This window comes from Actinotalea sp. JY-7876, from assembly GCF_014042015.1.
Lineage (GTDB): Bacteria > Actinomycetota > Actinomycetes > Actinomycetales > Cellulomonadaceae > Actinotalea.
Genome location: NZ_CP059493.1, coordinates 1,769,555 through 1,787,977 on the forward strand (window position 1 = coordinate 1,769,555; position 18,423 = coordinate 1,787,977).

Sequence of the window (18,423 nt, forward strand, 5' to 3'; positions counted from 1 at the left end):
GTCGGTGCGGACGCGCGGGTCAGGGTGGGTCAGCGGCGGCGCAGCAGCGCGAGGTGCATGGCGTCGGTCCCGTGCACGTGCGGCCACAGCTGCGCCCAGGGGCCCGGCCCGAGCTCGAGCGCCGCACCGGCGCCGTCGCGCACCACGGACCTCAGCACGTCCCGTGCGTCGAGCTGCTCGACGTCGTCGCGCCGGCGCAGGACGTCCTTGACGACCAGCTGCGTCTCGGCGACGTGGGGCGAGCAGGTCACGTAGGCGACGACGCCACCCGGGCGCACCGCGTCGAGCGCGGAGCCGAGGAGCGCCCGCTGCAGCTCGGTCAGCGGTCCGACGTCGGCGGGCGTCCGACGCCAGCGCGACTCGGGCCGGCGGCGCAGCGCGCCCAGGCCCGTGCAGGGCGCGTCCACCAGGACCCGGTCGTAGACGGCCGGCTCCTCGTCCCCGACCACGCGGCCGTCGGCGCACCGCACCTCCGCGACGCCGTCGGGCAGGGCCGTGAGGGCGCCGCGGACCAGGCGGGCCCGGTGGGGCTGGACCTCGTTGGCGACGAGGGTGGCTCCCTGCTGGGCGGCGAGCGAGCCGAGGAGCGCGGCCTTGCCGCCGGGACCGGCGCACAGGTCCAGCCACCGCTCCCCCGCGAGGTCGGCGCCGGTCGGCGCCACCGGCGCGGCGGCGAGCGCGAGCGCGACGAGCTGGCTGCCCTCGTCCTGGACGCCCACCCGCCCGTCCCGCACGCCCGGCACGTCGGCGGGGTCCCCCGCGCTCATCACCACGGCGGTCGGCGCCCAGCGGCCCGGCCGGGCGTCGGCGGCGTCGGCGAGCACGTCCTGCGGGTCCGCGAGACCCGGGCGGGCCACGAGCGTGACCGCCGGGGCCGCGTTGTCGGCCTCGAGCAGGGGCGCGAGCTCGTCGGGCGAGCGCCCGTCGGCCAGGAGGGCCTGCCGCAGCGCGCGCGCGACCCAGGCCGGGTGGCTGTGCACGACGGCGTCCCGCTCGACCGGGTCCGTGCCGGCGGCGTCGGCGACGCGCTCGAGCCACACGTCCAGCGGCTCCGCGGAGACCTGGCGCAGGACGGCGTTGGCGAACTGCGCGGGGCCGGCACCGATGCGCCCGCGCACCAGGCCCACCGTCACCGAGACGGCCGCGTGCGCCGGGACGCGCATCCCCAGCAGCTGGTGGACCCCGAGGCGCAGCGCGTCGAGCACCGGCGGGTCGATCTGCGCCGTCGGGCGTCGTGCCGCGATCGCGATCACGGCGTCGTAGCGGCCCTGGAGCCGCAGCGTGCCGTAGGCGAGCTCGGTGGCGAACGCCGCGTCGCGGCCGCGGATGCCCCGCTGACGCAGGAGCGGCGGCAGGACCAGGTTGGCGTAGGAGTCGGACTCCGCGACCTCCCGCAGCACCTCGAACGCGGCGAGCCGCGCGGGGTCCGCCGTGCGGGCGCGCTCGCCGGGTGCCTGGCTCGTCCGTGCGCCGCCGCCGCCCAGGCGGGCCGGCCCGCGCTGGCGCCCGGTGGCGTCGCGGCCGCCTCCGGGGCGTCCGCCGTCCGGCCGCCCGCCCTCGGGGCGTGCGCCGTCGCGTCGTCCGTGGCGGTCGCTCATCGGGCGGCCCCTCCCCCGGTCTCCAGCACGGAGGTCTCCAGCACGGTGCCGAGCACCGCGCCGTCGAGGTCGCGCACGCCGCGCGCCCAGTCCGCCGCGGCCATCGGGCGCCGCCCGGCGGGCGAGACCTCCCCGAGCTCGACGGCGTGCGTGCCGGTCCCCACGTGGACGTGCTTCTTGCCCACCGCGACCTGGCCCGGCGCCAGGCCGGTCACCTCGGGACGCGGCACGACGGGCCCCAGGCGCAGCCGCTCGCCGTCCGGGAGCGTGGTCCACGCTCCCGGCGCCGGGGTGACGGCGCGCACCCGGCGGTCGGTCGCCTGGGCCGGGTGCTCCCAGCGGACCCGCCCGTCGTCGGTGGTCAGCCGGGGCGCGTGGCTGACGCCCTCCGCGGACTGCGGGACCGCCACCAGGGCGCCGTCCTCGAGCCCGTCGAGCGTCGCGACGAGCAGGCCGGCGCCCGCGTGCGCGAGGCGCTCCAGCAGGTCGCCCGACGTGTCCCGCGGCCGGACGGTCTCGGTGAGCGTGCCGAGCACCGGGCCGGTGTCCAGGCCCTCGTCGATGCGGAAGGTCGAGGCGCCCGTGACCTCGTCGCCGTGCAGGACGGCGTGCTGCACGGGTGCGGCGCCGCGCCAGGCGGGCAGGAGCGAGAAGTGCAGGTTGATCCACCCGAGCGGCGGGACCTCGAGCACGGCCGGCGGCAGGAGCGCCCCGTAGGCCACCACCGGTGCGCAGTCGGGTCGCACGGCGCGCACCGCCTCCCGGGTCGCCTCGTCGCGCAGCGTCGACGCCTCGATCACGGGGATGCCGGCCTCGAGTGCGCGCTCCTTGACCGGGCTCGGGCGCAGGCGCCGCCCGCGCCCGGAGGGGGCGTCGGGCCGGGTGAGGACCGCGGCGACCTCGTGGCGGGACGCGAGGAGCGCATCGAGGGCCGGCAGGGCGACCGACGGGGTGCCGGCGAAGAGCAGACGCATCCGACGATCCTAGGCTCGCGCCGTCGTCGCCCCGGCCCCCAGGTCGACGCCGAGCTCGCCGAGGTGCCGGCGCAGGGCCGCGTGCGACGTGAAGTGGTGGGCCCGCAGCCCCGCCCGCCCGGCCGCCGCGACGTTCGCGGGCGAGTCGTCGACGAAGAGCGTGCGTCCGGCGTCGAGGCCGAACCGCGTCACCGCGAGGGCGAAGATGCGCGGGTCGGGCTTGGCCAGGCCCTCCCGGCCCGAGACCAGGACGTCCTCGAGCTCGGCGACGACGGGCGCCGCCTGCGCGGCGTGGTGGAACGTCTCGGCCGACCAGTTCGTCAGGCCCAGCAGCCGCATCCCCGCGGCCCGCAGGTCCGCCACGACCTGGGGCGCCCCGTCGACCGGCCCCGGGAGCGCGTCGCGGAAGTGCGCGACGTACGTGTCGAGCATCGGCAGGTGGTGGGGGTGCGACGCCGCGAGGGCGTCGCGCGCCTGCGCCCAGGTGCGGCCCGCGTCCTGCGCGTGGTTGAAGGCGGCGAAGTCGACCTCCTCGAAGAACGCCGTGACGCTGGCGTCGTCGTGCCGGCCGACGTAGGGCAGGCGCGGCTCCCACCGCACGAGGACCTGGCCCAGGTCGAACAGCACGGCGTCGATCTGCCGGCTCACAGCACCTCCAGGGGTTCGACGACGACGCGGACGCTACCGGGCTCGCGGCGGGCGCTGCGGGCGGCGACGGCGGCGGCGACCGCGGTCGTCGCCTCGGCGGCGACCGACCACGGGGACCGGACCAGCGCCCGCACCGGGCGCAGGAGCTCGGGGTCCAGCACGTCCTGCGCGGGGGCCGGTGCGCCGTCGACCGCGAGCGGCCCCAGCACCTGGGACCCGGCGGGCAGCGCGAGGCGCCCGAGCAGGCGCTCCACGGCCTCGCGCGGCCCGTCGAGCGCGATCATGTGGACGGCCGGGGGCAGCGCGAGCTCCGAGCGCTCCGCGAGCTCGCGCTCCGCCAGGTGCCCGGGGTCCCACCGGACCAGCGCCTGGGTCGGGCGCGGCGCGCCGTCGCCCACGAGCAGCACGCGGCCGCCCGCGGCCGCCGGCCGGACCAGCGCCGCTGCCGCGGTCCAGGTCCGCAGCGCGTCCACGGCCGCGTCCAGGCCGGGCCGTGCGGTGACGACGGCGGCGTCCAGCAGCAGCGCGGCCGCGTAGCCCCCGGCGGCCCGCGGCTCGGCGCCCGGCGTGGCGACCACGAGGGCGGGCCGTTCGCCGACCTCGGCGACGACGCCGGTCGCGGCGCTCGAGACGCGGACGGTGACACCCGGGAAGGCCCGGCCGAGCTCCTCCGCGGTCCGGCCGGAGCCGACGCGCACCGAGCGGAGCGCCGTCCCCGAGCACTCGGGGCACCGCCAGCCGGTCGCGAGGCGCCCGCACCAGCGGCAGCGTGGCGGCGCGTGCGGTCCGGCGAGCTCGAGCGGCCCGCTGCAGTGCCCGCACCGGGGCGTCGCGCGGCAGGTGCCGCACGCGACGGCCGGCACGTACCCGGCGCGCGGGACCTGCACGAGCACCGGCCCGGCCGCCAGGCCGTCCTTGACCGCGCGCCAGGCGGCGCCCGGCAGGCGCGCCGCCGCCGCGGGTCCCTCGCGGGCCAGCTCGACGGACGTCAGCGCCGTCACGCGGGGGGCCGCGGCCCGCACGGCGTCCCGCGGCGGTCCCAGGGCGCGGGCGCTGCCCTCGGCGAGCCGGCGCTGGCTCGTGACCGACCGGACGTAGCCGCCCACGAGCATCGCCGCGCCCTCCAGGTCGGCGCGCACGGCGAGGACCTCGCGCGCGTGGGGGTAGGGCGCGCGCGGCTCGGCGTGCAGTCCGTCGGCGTCGTCCCAGCACACGACGAGCCCGAGGTCCGAGACGGGGGCGAGCGCCGCCGCGCGGGTGCCCACGACGACGTCGGCCAGGCCCCGGCTCACCGCGAGGAACGCGCGGTAGCGCGCCGCGGGACCGTCGTCGGCGAGCAGCCGGACGCGGCCGGACCCCGCTCCCGGCGCCCACGCCGCGACGCCCGCGGCCTCCAGGGCGCGCTCGAGGACCTCGACGTCGGCGCCCGACGGGACGACGACGAGCGCCCCGCGTCCCCCCGCCCGCGCCGCCACGACGGCAGCGGCGATGTCGCGCGCCCACCCCGTCCCGTGCCCCGAGGGGAGGGCCTGCCAGACCGCGCGCGGCGACTCCCCCGTCGCGACGCGCCGCAGGAACGCCGTGCCGCCGGGCAGCTGCGGCCACGAGCCCGTCGCCGTGTCGTCCGCGGCCCGTGCCGACGGCTCCGGCGCCGGCCACTCCTCCTGCTCGACGCGGGCGTGACGCGGCGGCACGGCCAGGCGCAGGACTTCGGCCAGCGTCCCCGCGTACCGGCGTGCGACAGCGGTCGCGGCGGCGAGGACCGCCGGGGTCAGCACGACCTCGGGCGACACGACGCGGCGCAGCGGCACCAGCTCGCCGTCGTGCTGGGCCTCGGGCCGGCGCTCGAGCACGAAGCCGTCGACGTCCTGCCCGGAGAAGCGCACCCGCACCCGGACGCCGGGCCGCGCCGCCGCGGACATCGCCTCGGGCACCGCGTACTCGAACGGCCGGTCCAGGTGCGGCTGGGAGCGGTCGACGGCGACGAGAGCCACGGGGTCCACCGCGGCGAGCTCGCCCGGGGTCCGGCGGCGCGGGCGCCGCGGCGCGGGCAGGCCCCCGAGCGTCAGCTGGACCCCTGCCTCCTCCGCCACGCCGCTCATCCCATCACGAGCGACCGACACCCCGGTGCCGTCCCCAGGGGTGGTGTGCGGAGGCCGTCGCGGTCAGGACAGCGCGGAGTGCAGGTCGAGGACGCGGTCCGTGCGCTCCCAGGTGAAGTCCGCCACCTCGCGGCCGAAGTGCCCGTAGGCGGCGGTCCGCGAGTAGATGGGCCGGAGCAGGTCGAGGTCGCGCACGATCGCGCCCGGGCGCAGGTCGAAGACCTCGCGGATCGCCGCCGTCAGGCGCCCGACCGGGACGGTCTCGGTGCCGAAGGTCTCGACGTACAGGCCCACGGGGTGCGACGCGCCGATGGCGTAGGCGACCTGCACCTCGCACCGCCGCGCCAGCCCGGCGGCCACGACGTTCTTGGCGACCCAGCGCATGGCGTACGCCGCCGAGCGGTCGACCTTCGACGGGTCCTTGCCCGAGAAGGCACCGCCCCCGTGACGCGCCATGCCGCCGTAGGTGTCCACGATGATCTTGCGCCCGGTGAGGCCCGCGTCGCCCTGCGGCCCGCCGATGACGAACTGGCCGGTCGGGTTGACGAGCAGGCGGTGGCCGACCGTGTCGAGCTCGAGCTCCTCGAGGACGGGCGCGACGACGTACTCCGCGATGTCGGGCGCCAGCGTGGCGTCGAGCGAGACGCCCGGGTCGTGCTGGGTGGACAGCACCACCGTGTCCAGCCGCACCGGGCGGTCGCCGTCGTAGCCGATGGTCACCTGGGTCTTGCCGTCGGGACGCAGGTAGTCCAGCGAGCCCTCCTTGCGGACCATCGCCAGTCGCTCCGCGAGGCGGTGCGCGAGCCAGATCGGCAGCGGCATGAGGGACGGGGTGTCGTCGCTGGCGTAGCCGAACATCAGGCCCTGGTCGCCGGCGCCCTGCGCCTCGACCGGGTCGTCGAAGCCGGAGCTGGTCGCGTCCTGCCGCAGCTCCCAGGCCTTGTCGACGCCGGCGGCGATGTCCGGCGACTGCTGGCCGATGGACACCGAGATGCCGCAGGACGCGGCGTCGAACCCGATCGTCGAGGACGTGTAGCCGATCCGGCTGAGCACCTCGCGCACGACCTGCGGGATCTCCACGTACGCCTCGGTGGTCACCTCGCCGGCGACGTGGACCAGGCCGGTGGTGACCATGGTCTCGACCGCCACGCGGGCCGCGGAGTCCTGCGCGAGCATCGCGTCGAGGATGCCGTCGGAGATCTGGTCGCAGACCTTGTCGGGATGCCCCTCGGTCACGGACTCGGACGTGAACAGGCGCAGCTCGTCGGTCATGCCGTCAGCCTAGCCGCGCGACGACGGCGTCCAGGAGCGCGTGCGCGACCTCGGCCTTGGTCCCCTGGGCACGGGCGACCTCCTCGCCGCGGGCGTCCAGCACGACGACGTCGTTGTCCGGCGTGCCGAAGCCCCGTCCGGGGCCGACGGCGTTGACCGCCAGCAGGTCGGCGCCCTTGCGCAGGGCCTTGGCGCGTCCGTGCTCGAGCACGTCGCCCGTCGCGTCGCCCGTCTCCGCGGCGAAGCCGACCACGACCTGGCCGGGTCGCAGCCGGTCGGTGACGAGCTCCGCCAGGACGTCGGGGTTCTGCACGAGCTGCAGGGTGGCGCCGTCCGAGCCGCTCTTCTTGAGCTTGTGGTCCGCGACGGTGGCCGGCCGGTAGTCCGCGACCGCGGCCGCCATGACGACCACGTCGGCGGTGCGGGCGGCGCGGCGCACCGCGTCGCGCAGCTCGGCGGTGGTCTCGACGTGCTCGACGCCCACGCCCTCGGGCGCGGGGAGCTCGACGTTGGCCGCCACGAGCGTGACGTCGGCGCCGCGCTCAGCGGCGGCCTTGGCGATCGCCCAGCCCTGCCGGCCGGTCGACCTGTTGCCGAGGAACCGCACCGGGTCCAGCGGCTCGCGCGTGCCCCCGGCGGAGACGACGACGCGCCTACCCGCGAGGTCGAGCGGCGCGCGGCGGTCGTCCGGCCGTGAGGCTGCCCCGTGACGGTCGGCACCCTCGACGAGCGCCAGCGCCGCCGCCGCGATCGCAGCCGGCTCCGGCAGCCGCCCCGGGCCGGTGTCGGCGCCCGTGAGTCGGCCGGAGTCGGGGTCGAGCACGTGCACGCCCCGGCTGCGCAGGGTGGCGACGTTGGCACGGGTCGCCGGGTGCTCCCACATCTCGGTGTGCATCGCGGGCGCGAGCAGGACGGGGCAGCGCGCCGTGAGCAGCACGGCGGTGAGCAGGTCGTCGCTGCGACCGGCGGCCGCTCGCGCGAGCAGGTCGGCGGTGGCCGGGGCGACCACCACGAGCTCCGCCTCGCGGCCGATGGCGACGTGCTCGACGGCCTCGACCCGCTCGAAGACCCCCGCCGTGACGGGGTGGCCCGAGAGCGCCTCCCAGGTCGCCCGCCCGACGAACTCGAGCGACGAGGGCGTGGGCACGACGCGCACGTCGTGCCCCGCCTCCGTGAGCAGGCGCAGGAGCAGGGCGGCCTTGTACGCCGCGATGCCGGCGCTGACGCCGAGGACGATCCGCACGCCCCGCTCCCGATGTCTCGTGCCGCCCGCGGACGACGAAGCGCTCAGCCCTCGGTGGGCGTGACGGTCAGGAGGCCGGCGTTGATCTCGCGCATCGCGATCGAGAGCGCCTTCTCCTGGTGGCGCGCCTCGACGAGCGGGCCCACGTACTCCAGCAGGCCCTCGTTGAGCTGCGAGTAGTACGCGTTGATCTGGCGCGCGCGCTTCGCGGAGTAGATGACGAGGGCGTACTTCGAGTCGGCGGCCGCGAGCAGCTCGTCGATCGGCGGGTCGGTGATGCCCTCGGGTGCGGCGACGGTTCCGGCCATGTCTAGCTCCGTGTTCTCTCGGCTGTGCGTCCCGGCGCAGCGTGGCGCGTGCGGGTCCTGGCTGACGATCGTGGGGTCCGCGGGCGGCTGACGTCGCAGCTCCCCCGGCGGGACGAGGCCCGCCGGTGCGACGGCACACGGTGGGCGACGGCCCATCCTACCTCGGCGTCAGTCCCATGACCTCGACCAGCTCGTCCGTCGCGCGCCGGACGTCGTCGTTCACGATGACGTGGTCGAACTCGCTCTCCGCGGCGAGCTCCACCTTGGCCGTCGTGAGGCGGCGCTCGCGCTCCTCCGCGTCCTCGGTGCCGCGGCCGACCAGGCGGCGCACGAGCTCCTCCCACGAGGGCGGCGCGAGGAAGACGAAGCGCGCCTCCGGCATCGCGAGCCGCACCTGGCGGGCACCGGCGAGGTCGATCTCGAGGAGCGCGGGCCGACCCGCGGCGAGCTGCTCGAGGACCGGACCGCGCGGCGTGCCGTAGCTGTTGCGCCCGTGGACGACGGCCCACTCGAGCAGCTCGCCCTTGGCGACCATCTCGGCGAAGGCCTCGGGACCGACGAAGTGGTAGTGGACGCCGTCGATCTCCCCGGGTCGCGGGGCGCGCGTCGTCGCGGACACCGAGAGCCACACCTCGGGGTAGCGGGCACGGATGTCGGCGGAGACGGTGCCCTTGCCGACGGCGGTGGGGCCGGCGAGGACGGTCAGGCGTGCGGGTGACGTGTCGGTCAAGGCGTCGATCAGCCGAACCGCTCGATGAGCGCCTGCGCCTGGTGCGGGCCCAGGCCGCGCAGGCGGCGCGTCTCGGAGATCCCGATGTCGGCCATGATCGCGCGGGCCTTGACCTTGCCGACGCCCGGCAGGGACTCCAGGAGGGCGGAGACCTTGAGCTTGCCGATCACGTCGTCGGTGCGGCCCTGCTCGATCACCTCGGCGAGGGAGCCCTGGGAGTACTTGAGGCGGTTCTTCACCTCGGCACGCGCCTGGCGCGCGGCGGCGGCCTTCTCGAGCGCTGCAGCGCGCTGCTCAGGAGTCAGCGGGGGTAGGGCCACGCGTGGTCACCTTCTTCGCGGAGGGAGGAGTCCCGGATCGCGTCGAACCTAGCGATCTCGGAGGGTCAGGGCAATCGGCGCTGGTCAGCGCCGGGCTCAGCGCAGCGCGGCGGCCACCTCGTCGACGGTCCGCGCGGTCGCGGCGCGCAGCCCGGCCGCGTCGGGGCCGGCCCGCAGGACGGCGCGCGACGTCGAGACCAGGACCTGGGCCCTGGCGGCGCCGAACGCCGCCAGCTCCGCGGCACCGGCCCCCTGGGCACCGAACCCCGGCGCGAGGAGGGGGCCGCGGACGCCCGCGAGGTCGATGCCGAGCCGCTCAGCCGCCGGCGCGACCGTGGCTCCCACGACCAGTCCGACGGAGCCGAGGCCCGCGCCCGTGCCCGCCGTGGCGAGCTCCGCGGCGTTGAGGGCGCCCGCGTGCGCCGCGACGACGCCGGCGACGGACGCGGCGCTCCCGTCCGGATCGGCCGCGGCGGCGTGCTGGACCTCGGCGCCCTCCGGGTTGGAGGTGAGCGCGAGCACGAACAGGCCCCGGCCGTCGGCGGCGGCGCGCGTGACGGCGGGTGCGAGCGACCCGAATCCGAGGTAGGGGCTCACGGTGAGCGCGTCCCCGGCGAGCGGCGACCCGTCACGCAGGAAGGCGTCGGCGTAGCCGGCCATGGTCGAGCCGATGTCGCCGCGCTTGGCGTCGACCACCAGCTGCGTGCCGGAGCCCGCGGCCATCGCGACGACCTCCTCGAGCACGGCCACGCCCCGCGAGCCGTGCCGCTCGAAGAAGGCCGCCTGGGGCTTGAGCGCGGCGACCCGGCCCAGGAGCGCCTCCGTCACCGTGAGGGCGAACCGGCGCAGGCCCTCGGCGTCGTCCGTCAGCCCCCACTCGGCCAGCAGCCCGGCGTGGGGGTCGATCCCGACGCAGACGGGCCCGTGCTCGGCCATGGCGGCGGCGAGCCGCGCGCCGAAGCGCGGCCGGCCCGACGTCGTGCCGCCCTCCGCCCCCGGCACCGCGGCCGTCACCGCTGGACCGCGAGGACCGCGTCGCGCAGCTCGAGCCGGTGGTCCTGCAGGCTGCGGACGGCGAAGGGGCCGGCGCGCAGCGACTCGATGCCCTGCACGGCGGCCGCGAGCTGCTGGACGGTCGTGACGATCGCCTTGTCGGCCGCGACGGTCGCCGTGCGGATCTCGTACCCGTCCGCGCGGGCGCCCTGACCCGACGGCGTGTTCACGACCATGGCGACCTCTCCGGCCACGATGAGGTCGACGATCGTCGGCTCCCCCTGGGGCCCGCGTCCCGCCGAGTGCTTGCGGACCACGGTGGACGCGATGCCGTTGCGCTGCAGCACCGCCGCCGTGCCCTCGGTGGCGAGGATCTCGAAGCCCAGCTCGCTGAGCCGCTTGACCGGGAACGTGATCGAGCGCTTGTCCCGGTCCGCGACCGAGATGAACACGCGGCCCGACGTCGGCAGCCCGCCGAAGGCCGCGGCCTGCGACTTGGCGAACGCCGTCGGGAAGTCGACGTCGAACCCCATGACCTCGCCCGTCGACCGCATCTCCGGGCCCAGGACGGTGTCCACGACCGCGCCGGCCGCGGTGCGGAACCGCTTGAAGGGCAGGACGGCCTCCTTGACCGCGATCGGCGCGTCGAGGCCGAGCGTCCCGCCGTCGCCCGTGGCCGGCAGCACGCCGTCGGCCCGCAGCTCCGCGATGGTCCGGCCCGCCATGAGCAGCGCCGCGGCCTTGGCCAGCGGGACGCCGGTCGCCTTGGCGACGAAGGGCACCGTGCGCGAGGCGCGCGGGTTGGCCTCCAGGACGTAGAGCACGTCGGAGACGAGGGCGAACTGCACGTTGATCAGGCCCCGGACACCGACGCCGCGCGCGATCGCCTCGGTGGAGACGCGGATGCGGTCGAGCTCGGAGCGCGAGACGGTCACGGGGGGCAGCACGCACGCGGAGTCGCCCGAGTGGATGCCGGCCTCCTCGATGTGCTCCATGACGCCGCCGAGGTAGAGCTCGGTGCCGTCGTAGAGCGCGTCGACGTCGAGCTCGATCGCGTCGTCGAGGAAGCGGTCGATGAGCAGCGGTGGGATCTGCGCCGTGGGTCCGCTCACGGACCGGGCGGCCTCGATCGCGCGGTCGACGTACTCGGCGAGCTGGCCGTCGGAGTAGACGATCTCCATGCCGCGCCCGCCCAGCACGTACGAGGGCCGCACGAGCACCGGGTAGCCGATGCGCTGCGCGATCTGCGTCGCCTCGGCGAGCGTCCGGGCGGTGCCGAACGCGGGGGCCGGCAGGCCGGCGTCCGCGAGGACCCGGCCGAAGACGCCGCGGTCCTCGGCGGCGTCGATCGCGGCGGGCGGGGTACCGAGGATCGGCAGGCCGGCGTCCTGGAGCCGCTGCGCGAGCGCGAGCGGCGTCTGCCCGCCGAGCTGCACGATGAGCCCCGCCACGGGCCCGACGGCGAGCTCGGCCTGGTAGACCTCGAGCACGTCCTCGAACGTCAGCGGCTCGAAGTAGAGCCGGTCGGAGGTGTCGTAGTCGGTCGAGACCGTCTCGGGGTTGCAGTTGACCATGACGGTCTCGTACTCGCCCCGCAGCGCGAGCGCGGCGTGCACGCACGAGTAGTCGAACTCGATCCCCTGGCCGATCCGGTTGGGGCCGGAGCCGAGGATGAGGATCGCGGGCCGCTCGCGCGGCCGCACCTCCGTCTCCTCGTCGTAGGAGGAGTAGTGGTAGGGCGTGCGCGCCGCGAACTCGGCGGCGCAGGTGTCGACGGTCTTGAACACCGGGCGCAGGCCGAGCGCGTGGCGCAGCTGGCGCACGGTCTCCTCCCCCAGGCCGCGCAGCGCGGCGATCTGGACGTCCGACAGGCCGTGGCGCTTCGCTCGGCGGAGCAGCTCCACGCCCAGCTCGGGCGCCGTGGCCACCTCGTCCGCGATCTCGTTGACGAGCACGAGCTGGTCGAGGAACCACGGGTCGATGCCCGTGGCCGCGTAGACCTGCTCCACCGTGGCGCCGCCGTCGCGCCCGACCGAGCGCAGCGCCTGCTGGACCTGCACCAGGCGCTCCTCGGTGGGCACCGCGATCGTCGCGAGCAGGGCCTCGAGCTCGGTGCCGGTCGGGGTCGGCCCGTCCCAGTGGAACGTCGAGCCGGACTTGTCGATCGAGCGCATCGCCTTGCCGAGCGCCTCGGCGAAGTTGCGGCCCATCGCCATCGCCTCGCCGACCGACTTCATGGTCGTGGTGAGGGTCGCGTCCGCCGCCGGGAACTTCTCGAACGCGAAGCGCGGCACCTTGACGACCACGTAGTCGAGCGACGGCTCGAACGACGCCGGCGTCGAGCCGGTGATGTCGTTGGGGATCTCGTCGAGGGTGTAGCCGACGGCGAGCCGCGCGGCGATCTTCGCGATCGGGAAGCCGGTCGCCTTGGACGCGAGGGCGGAGGACCGCGAGACGCGCGGGTTCATCTCGATGACCACGACGCGGCCGGTCTGCGGGTCGACCGCGAACTGGACGTTGCAGCCGCCGGTGTCGACGCCGACCTCGCGGATGATGGCGATGCCGATGTCGCGCAGCCGCTGGTACTCGCGGTCCGTGAGCGTCAGCGCGGGGGCGACCGTGACGGAGTCGCCCGTGTGCACGCCGACCGGGTCGACGTTCTCGATCGAGCAGACGACGACCACGTTGTCCGCGTGGTCGCGCATGAGCTCGAGCTCGAACTCCTTCCACCCGAGGATCGACTCCTCGAGCAGCACCTCCGTCGTCGGCGAGTAGTGGAGCCCCGCGCCGGCGATCTGGCGCAGCTGCGTCTCGTCGTACGCGATGCCCGAGCCGAGCCCGCCCATGGTGAACGAGGGCCGCACGACGAGCGGGTAGCCGAGGTCGGCGGCCGCCGCCAGCGCCTCGTCGAGGGTGTGCGCGATGAAGGACCGGGCGCTCTCGGCGCCGCACCGCTCGACGACCTCCTTGAAGGCCTGACGGTCCTCGGCGAGGTGGATCGACGCGGTGTTGACGCCGATCATCTCCACGCCGAACCGCTCGAGCACCCCGGCCTCGTCGAGCGCGATGGCCGTGTTGAGGGCGGTCTGGCCGCCCAGGGTCGGCAGGATCGCGTCGGGCCGCTCCTTCTCGATGATCGACGCGACGACGTCGGGGGTGATCGGCTCGATGTAGGTCGCGTCCGCGAACTCCGGGTCCGTCATGATCGTGGCCGGGTTCGAGTTCACGAGGATGACGCGCAGGCCCTCGGCCCGCAGCACACGGCAGGCCTGGGTGCCCGAGTAGTCGAACTCCGCGGCCTGCCCGATGACGATCGGCCCGGAGCCGATGACCAGGACGCTGGAGATGTCAGAGCGACGGGGCATCGGGGGCGTGCTCCTCGTGGGTCGGGGCGGCGTGGTCGGCCGTGGCGCGGTCGGTGACCGAGCCGGTGGTCATGAGCTCGACGAACCGGTCGAACAGGTAGCCGGCGTCGTGCGGGCCCGCGGCGGCCTCGGGGTGGTACTGCACCGAGAACGCGGGCAGGTCGAGGCACTCGAGCCCCTCGACGACGTCGTCGTTGAGCGCGACGTGCGAGACCGTCACGCGGCCGTAGCGGCCGCCGTCGTGGGGGGCGGTGGACTCCCCGTCGAGCGGCGCGTCCACCGCGAAGCCGTGGTTGTGCGCGGTGATCTCGACCTTGCGCGTGCGCCGGTCCATGACCGGCTGGTTCACCCCGCGGTGGCCGTAGGTGAGCTTGTACGTGCCGTAGCCCAGCGCGCGGCCCAGGAGCTGGTTGCCGTAGCAGATGCCGAAGAACGGGATCCGCCGGTCGAGCACGTCGCGCAGCAGCTCGATCTCGTGCGTCGCCGCGGCCGGGTCGCCCGGGCCGTTGGAGAAGAAGACGCCGTCGGGCTCCAGCGCGAGGACGTCCTGCGTCGTGGCCGTGGCCGGCAGGACGTGGGTGCGGATGCCGCGCTCGGCGAGCCGCTGCGGCGTCATCGACTTGATGCCGAGGTCGATCGCCACGACCGTCGCGACCGGCTCGGCGCCGCTCGCGGGTCCTCGCACCGGCTCGACGGTGTAGGGCTCGGTCACCGAGACCTCGCTCGCCAGGTCCGCGCCGTGCATCGCGGGTGCGGAGGCGACCTCGTCGAGCAGGTCCTGCTCCGCCCGGCGGCGGCCCGACGCGTCCACGAGGGCCTCACCGGAGAAGATGCCCGCGCGCATGACGCCGCGCTCGCGCAGGTGGCGGGTGAGGGCGCGGGTGTCGATGTCGCTGATGCCGACGACCCCCTCGGCGCGCAGCGCGTCGTCCAGCGTGCGTCGCGAGCGCCAGCTCGACGGCCGGATCGCGGGGTCGCGCACGACGTACCCGGCGACCCAGATGCGCGTGGACTCCGGGTCCTCGTCGTTCATGCCGGTGTTGCCGACGTGCGGCGCGGTCATCACGACGATCTGCCGGTGGTACGACGGGTCGGTGAGCGTCTCCTGGTACCCGGTCATCCCGGTGTTGAAGACGATCTCGCCCAGGGTGCGGCCCGAGGCGCCGTAGGCCCGGCCGGTGAAGGTCCGGCCGTCCTCGAGGACCAGGACGGCGGTCTGGTCGGTCATCGGTTCTCCTCGGGCTGTGCGGGCGGTGGTGCGGCGGGCGGGTCCAGCAGCTCGCGCACGGCGGCCGCGAGTCGGTCACGGTCGGCGCGGCGGCGCGGGTACAGCCCCGTGTCGGCGTACAGCGGCGGCCCGTCGCGGTCGCCCGGCTGGGTCTCCCACCGGATCACGACGATGCCCTCGCGGCCGACGACCTTGCCGGCGACGCCCGAGACGAGCTCGACGCCACGGATCGCTGCGCGCGCGATCGCGATGTCCTGCACCGTGGGCCGTTCGATGAGGACGCCGGCGTCGTGCACGTGGACGGTCGCCTGCGACGGACGCCCCATGCCGTACGCGGTGACACGCTCCAGCCACTCCCCCGCAGTCGTGGTCGACACGTAGGTGACCTCGACCGGCTCGGTGCGCGCAGGCCCCCTGTCGCCGTCCGTGTCGTCCGGCTCGACCTCGCGCCACGACTCGAGGGACGCCCCGGGCACCGCAGGACCGATGACCGGGCCGCGACCCCGGGTGGGCGGCGGAAGCGTGCGCGGCGGCTCGGCGACGGCCGCGGCCGACCTCTCCGTCCGGCGCCGCCATCCGCGCAGCATCCCGCGGTACGCGAGGACGACGACGGCCAGCAGGAGCAGGACCGCAAGGAACGTCTTCACGCGACGCCGCCCTGCGCGCCCGCCACGGCGCCCTCGACCGGCTGGCCGTCCAGCACGGTCGGGCGACCCCGCAGGAAGGTGGCGACCACGCGTCCCGCGAGCTCCCGCCCCTCGTACGGTGTGTTGCGGCTCTGGCTCGCGAGGTCGGCCGGGTCGACCGTCCACCGCGCGGCGGGGTCGACCAGCGTGACGTTGGCGGGCTCGCCGACCGCGAGGGGGCGGCCCTGGGCGCGCGCGCCGGTGTCGATCCGCCCGATGCGGGCCGGGGCGACCGACAGGACGCGGGCGACGTCGGCCCAGTCGAGCAGGCCGGTCTCGACCATCGTCGTCTGCACGACCGACAGCGCCGTCTCCAGGCCCGTCATGCCGAACGCGGCCGCGGCCCACTCGCAGTCCTTGTCCTCGCGCGTGTGCGGCGCGTGGTCCGTCGCGACGACGTCGATCGTGCCGTCGGCGAGGCCGGTGCGCACCGCCAGGACGTCCTCGTCCGTCCGCAGCGGCGGGTTGACCTTGTACAGCGGGTCGTAGGTGCGGGCGAGCTCGTCGGTCAGCAGCAGGTGGTGCGGCGTGACCTCGGCCGTCACGTGGATGCCCCGGGACTTGGCCCACCGCAGGATCTCGACCGACCCGGCCGTCGACAGGTGGCACACGTGCAGGCGCGAGCCGACGTGCTCGGCGAGCAGCACGTCCCGCGCGATGATCGCCTCCTCCGCGACCGCGGGCCAGCCCGCGAGGCCGACCTCGGCCGAGACGCGGCCCTCGTGCATCTGGGCGCCGGCCGTGAGCCGGGGCTCCTGCGCGTGCTGCGCGATGACGCCGTCGAACGCCTTGACGTACTCCAGGGCACGGCGCATGAGGACGGGGTCGTGGACGCACTTGCCGTCGTCGGAGAACACCCGCACGCGCGCCGCCGAGTGCGCCATCGCGCCGAGCTCGGCGAGCTGCTCGCCCGCGAGGCCGACGCTGACGGCGCCGACCGGCAGCACGTCCGCCCAGCCTGCGTCGCGTCCCAGGCGCCAGACCTGCTCGACGACGCCGGCGGTGTCGGCCACGGGTGAGGTGTTCGCCATCGCGTGCACGGCCGTGAACCCGCCGAGGGCCGCGGCGCGGGTGCCGGACGCGACCGTCTCGGCGTCCTCGCGGCCGGGCTCGCGCAGGTGGGTGTGCAGGTCGACGAGGCCCGGGAGGGCGACGAGCCCCTCACCGTCGACGACGACGGCGGACCCCGCCTCGCGCGCCGCGTCGGCGCCCGTGGCCACGATCCGGCCGTCCGCGAGCAGGAGGTCGGTCACGGGTCCGCCGAGCGGCGCGACCCCGCGCAGCAGGTGGGGGGCGCTCATGCGGTCTCCTTCTCCTTGGCGAGCAGCAGGTACAGCACGGCCATCCGCACGGCGACGCCGTTGGCGACCTGCTCGACGATGACCGCGCGCGGCGAGTCCGCCGCGTCGGCCGAGATCTCCAGGCCCCGGTTCATCGGGCCGGGGTGCAGCACGATCGCGTGCTCGGGGAGCATCGCGAGGCGCCGCGCGTCCAGCCCGTAGGCCCGCGTGTACTCGAGCGGGCTCGGGAAGAACCCGGTCGCGCCGGCACCCGTGCCGTCCCCGCCCATCCTCTCGCGCTGGACGCGGAGCATCATGATCGCGTCCGGCTGCTGGTCCGCGATGACCTCGTCCAGGTGGTACGACGTCGTGCTGGTCCACGCGTCGGCACCGACGGGCACCAGGGTGGGCGGCGCGACGAGCGTGACGCGCGCGCCGAGGGTGTGCAGGAGGTTGACGTTCGACCGCGCGACCCGCGAGTGCAGCACGTCCCCCACGATCGCCACGTGGAGGCCGGCGAGGTCGCGGCCCACGCCGTCGGGGTTCTGCGCGTCGCCGACGAGGTGGCGGCGCAGCGTGAAGGCGTCCAGGAGCGCCTGCGTGGGGTGCTGGTGCGTGCCGTCGCCGGCGTTGATGACGGCGCCGTCCACCCAGCCGGAGTGGGCCAGGCGGTGCGGCGCCCCCGACGCCTGGTGGCGGATGACGACGGCGTCGGCACCCATGGCCTGCAGGGTGAGCGCCGTGTCCTTGAGGGACTCGCCCTTGGAGACGCTCGAGCCCTTGGCCGAGAAGTTGATGACGTCGGCCGAGAGCCGCTTCGCCGCGGCCTCGAAGGAGATGCGGGTGCGCGTGGAGTCCTCGAAGAAGAGGTTGACGACCGTGCGGCCACGCAGCGTGGGCAGCTTCTTGATCTCGCGCCCCTGGGTGGCCGCCATCTGCGAGGCCGTGTCGAGCAGGTGGACGGCACCGGCGCGGTCGAGGTCCGCGGCGCTGAGGAGGTGCTTCACCGGGACCCCTCCCCCGCGGCGGCGCGGGAGCCGATCCGCACGCCGTCCTCGCCGTCGGTCTCGACGAGCCGCACGCGCACCTGCTCGGTGAGCGACGTCGGCAGGTTCTTGCCGACGTAGTCGGCGCGGATCGGCAGCTCGCGGTGCCCCCGGTCCACCAGGACGGCCAGCTGCACGACGCGCGGGCGGCCGAGGTCGCTCAGGGCGTCGAGGGCGGCGCGGATCGTCCGGCCGGAGAACAGGACGTCGTCCACCAGGACGACCGTCCGGTCGTCGACGCCGCCGGCGGGCAGCTCGGTCGCGCCGATGGTGCGCGTGGGGTGCCGGTGCAGGTCGTCGCGGTACATCGTCACGTCGAGGGCCCCCACGATCGCGCTCGCGTCGACGCCCGGCTCGACCTCCGCGATCTTCGCGGCGAGGCGGTGCGCGAGCGGCAGGCCGCGCGTCGGGATGCCCAGCAGGACGAGCCCGGAGCCGCCCTTGTTGCGTTCGAGGATCTCGTGCGCGATGCGGGTCAGCGCCCGGGCGATCTCGGGTGGCGAGAGCACCTCGGCGCCCGGCGTCGGGGCGGCGGCGTCCGCGGAGGGACGGAGGGCATCGGGCACGGCAGGGCCAGAGGACATCTGGCGACCTCCTTCCCCGCCTCTCAGGACGGGTCTTAAAGGATGT

Annotated in this window: 16 protein-coding genes; all 16 read right to left on the reverse strand. The window is 75.8% G+C overall.

Annotated elements, in window-relative coordinates; genetic code table 11:
- Positions 1 to 29: 29 nt before the first annotated feature.
- Positions 30 to 1,598, reverse strand: coding sequence for an RsmB/NOP family class I SAM-dependent RNA methyltransferase (locus H2O74_RS08290; protein WP_182113945.1), 1,569 nt, complete (start codon positions 1,596 to 1,598; stop codon positions 30 to 32).
- Positions 1,595 to 2,572, reverse strand: coding sequence for a methionyl-tRNA formyltransferase (gene fmt, locus H2O74_RS08295; protein WP_182113946.1), 978 nt, complete (start codon positions 2,570 to 2,572; stop codon positions 1,595 to 1,597). Before fmt ends, H2O74_RS08290 begins: the two co-directional genes overlap by 4 nt.
- A 9-nt stretch (positions 2,573 to 2,581) precedes the next feature.
- Positions 2,582 to 3,220, reverse strand: coding sequence for an HAD-IA family hydrolase (locus tag H2O74_RS08300; RefSeq protein ID WP_182113947.1), 639 nt, complete (start codon positions 3,218 to 3,220; stop codon positions 2,582 to 2,584).
- A complete protein-coding gene (locus H2O74_RS08305) occupies positions 3,217 to 5,322 on the reverse strand; it encodes a primosomal protein N' (protein WP_182113948.1) in 2,106 nt (701 codons plus the stop codon). Before H2O74_RS08305 ends, H2O74_RS08300 begins: the two co-directional genes overlap by 4 nt.
- Before the next feature lie 63 nt (positions 5,323 to 5,385).
- The gene (gene metK, locus H2O74_RS08310; protein ID WP_182111165.1) at positions 5,386 to 6,594 is read right to left on the reverse strand and encodes a methionine adenosyltransferase; all 1,209 of its coding nucleotides are present in this window, start codon (positions 6,592 to 6,594) and stop codon (positions 5,386 to 5,388) included.
- A 4-nt stretch (positions 6,595 to 6,598) separates the two neighbouring features.
- Positions 6,599 to 7,837: a bifunctional phosphopantothenoylcysteine decarboxylase/phosphopantothenate--cysteine ligase CoaBC gene (gene coaBC, locus H2O74_RS08315; RefSeq protein WP_182111166.1), complete on the reverse strand. Its 1,239-nt coding sequence runs from the start codon at positions 7,835 to 7,837 to the stop codon at positions 6,599 to 6,601.
- A gap of 44 nt (positions 7,838 to 7,881) precedes the next feature.
- On the reverse strand, positions 7,882 to 8,145 hold the full coding sequence (gene rpoZ / locus H2O74_RS08320) for a DNA-directed RNA polymerase subunit omega (RefSeq protein ID WP_182111167.1): 264 nt from the start codon (positions 8,143 to 8,145) through the stop codon (positions 7,882 to 7,884).
- Between the two features lie 157 nt (positions 8,146 to 8,302).
- Positions 8,303 to 8,875, reverse strand: coding sequence for a guanylate kinase (gmk, locus tag H2O74_RS08325; protein WP_255491513.1), 573 nt, complete (start codon positions 8,873 to 8,875; stop codon positions 8,303 to 8,305).
- Between the two features lie 8 nt (positions 8,876 to 8,883).
- Entirely contained in the window at positions 8,884 to 9,195 is a 312-nt protein-coding gene (gene mihF, locus H2O74_RS08330; protein ID WP_182111168.1) for an integration host factor, actinobacterial type, read from the reverse strand.
- A 96-nt stretch (positions 9,196 to 9,291) separates the two neighbouring features.
- Entirely contained in the window at positions 9,292 to 10,209 is a 918-nt protein-coding gene (pyrF, locus tag H2O74_RS08335) for an orotidine-5'-phosphate decarboxylase (protein WP_370525706.1), read from the reverse strand.
- Positions 10,206 to 13,553, reverse strand: coding sequence for a carbamoyl-phosphate synthase large subunit (carB, locus tag H2O74_RS08340; protein WP_182111169.1), 3,348 nt, complete (start codon positions 13,551 to 13,553; stop codon positions 10,206 to 10,208). Before carB ends, pyrF begins: the two co-directional genes overlap by 4 nt.
- Positions 13,537 to 14,781 (reverse strand): glutamine-hydrolyzing carbamoyl-phosphate synthase small subunit, encoded by a 1,245-nt coding sequence (gene carA / locus H2O74_RS08345; RefSeq protein WP_182111170.1) that lies wholly within the window; start codon positions 14,779 to 14,781, stop codon positions 13,537 to 13,539. Before carA ends, carB begins: the two co-directional genes overlap by 17 nt.
- Positions 14,778 to 15,428 (reverse strand): hypothetical protein, encoded by a 651-nt coding sequence (locus H2O74_RS08350; RefSeq protein ID WP_182111171.1) that lies wholly within the window; start codon positions 15,426 to 15,428, stop codon positions 14,778 to 14,780. The genes carA and H2O74_RS08350 overlap by 4 nt, the downstream gene beginning before the upstream one ends.
- Complete coding sequence (locus tag H2O74_RS08355) at positions 15,425 to 16,768, reverse strand: dihydroorotase (protein WP_182111172.1); 1,344 nt, start codon at positions 16,766 to 16,768, stop codon at positions 15,425 to 15,427. The genes H2O74_RS08350 and H2O74_RS08355 overlap by 4 nt, the downstream gene beginning before the upstream one ends.
- A complete protein-coding gene (locus H2O74_RS08360; protein ID WP_182111173.1) occupies positions 16,765 to 17,754 on the reverse strand; it encodes an aspartate carbamoyltransferase catalytic subunit in 990 nt (329 codons plus the stop codon). The genes H2O74_RS08355 and H2O74_RS08360 overlap by 4 nt, the downstream gene beginning before the upstream one ends.
- Positions 17,751 to 18,377: a bifunctional pyr operon transcriptional regulator/uracil phosphoribosyltransferase PyrR gene (gene pyrR / locus H2O74_RS08365; protein ID WP_182111174.1), complete on the reverse strand. Its 627-nt coding sequence runs from the start codon at positions 18,375 to 18,377 to the stop codon at positions 17,751 to 17,753. Before pyrR ends, H2O74_RS08360 begins: the two co-directional genes overlap by 4 nt.
- Between the last annotated feature and the right edge of the window lie 46 nt (positions 18,378 to 18,423).

Coding starts and splice junctions, on each gene's coding strand:
- H2O74_RS08355 (WP_182111172.1), bottom strand. CDS start 16,768: ATGAGCGCCCCCCACCTGCTGCGCGGGGTCGCGCCGCTCGGCGGACCC.
- H2O74_RS08290 (WP_182113945.1), bottom strand. CDS start 1,598: ATGAGCGACCGCCACGGACGACGCGACGGCGCACGCCCCGAGGGCGGG.
- fmt (WP_182113946.1), bottom strand. CDS start 2,572: ATGCGTCTGCTCTTCGCCGGCACCCCGTCGGTCGCCCTGCCGGCCCTC.
- metK (WP_182111165.1), bottom strand. CDS start 6,594: ATGACCGACGAGCTGCGCCTGTTCACGTCCGAGTCCGTGACCGAGGGG.
- H2O74_RS08305 (WP_182113948.1), bottom strand. CDS start 5,322: ATGAGCGGCGTGGCGGAGGAGGCAGGGGTCCAGCTGACGCTCGGGGGC.
- pyrR (WP_182111174.1), bottom strand. CDS start 18,377: ATGTCCTCTGGCCCTGCCGTGCCCGATGCCCTCCGTCCCTCCGCGGAC.
- rpoZ (WP_182111167.1), bottom strand. CDS start 8,145: ATGGCCGGAACCGTCGCCGCACCCGAGGGCATCACCGACCCGCCGATC.
- carA (WP_182111170.1), bottom strand. CDS start 14,781: ATGACCGACCAGACCGCCGTCCTGGTCCTCGAGGACGGCCGGACCTTC.
- carB (WP_182111169.1), bottom strand. CDS start 13,553: ATGCCCCGTCGCTCTGACATCTCCAGCGTCCTGGTCATCGGCTCCGGG.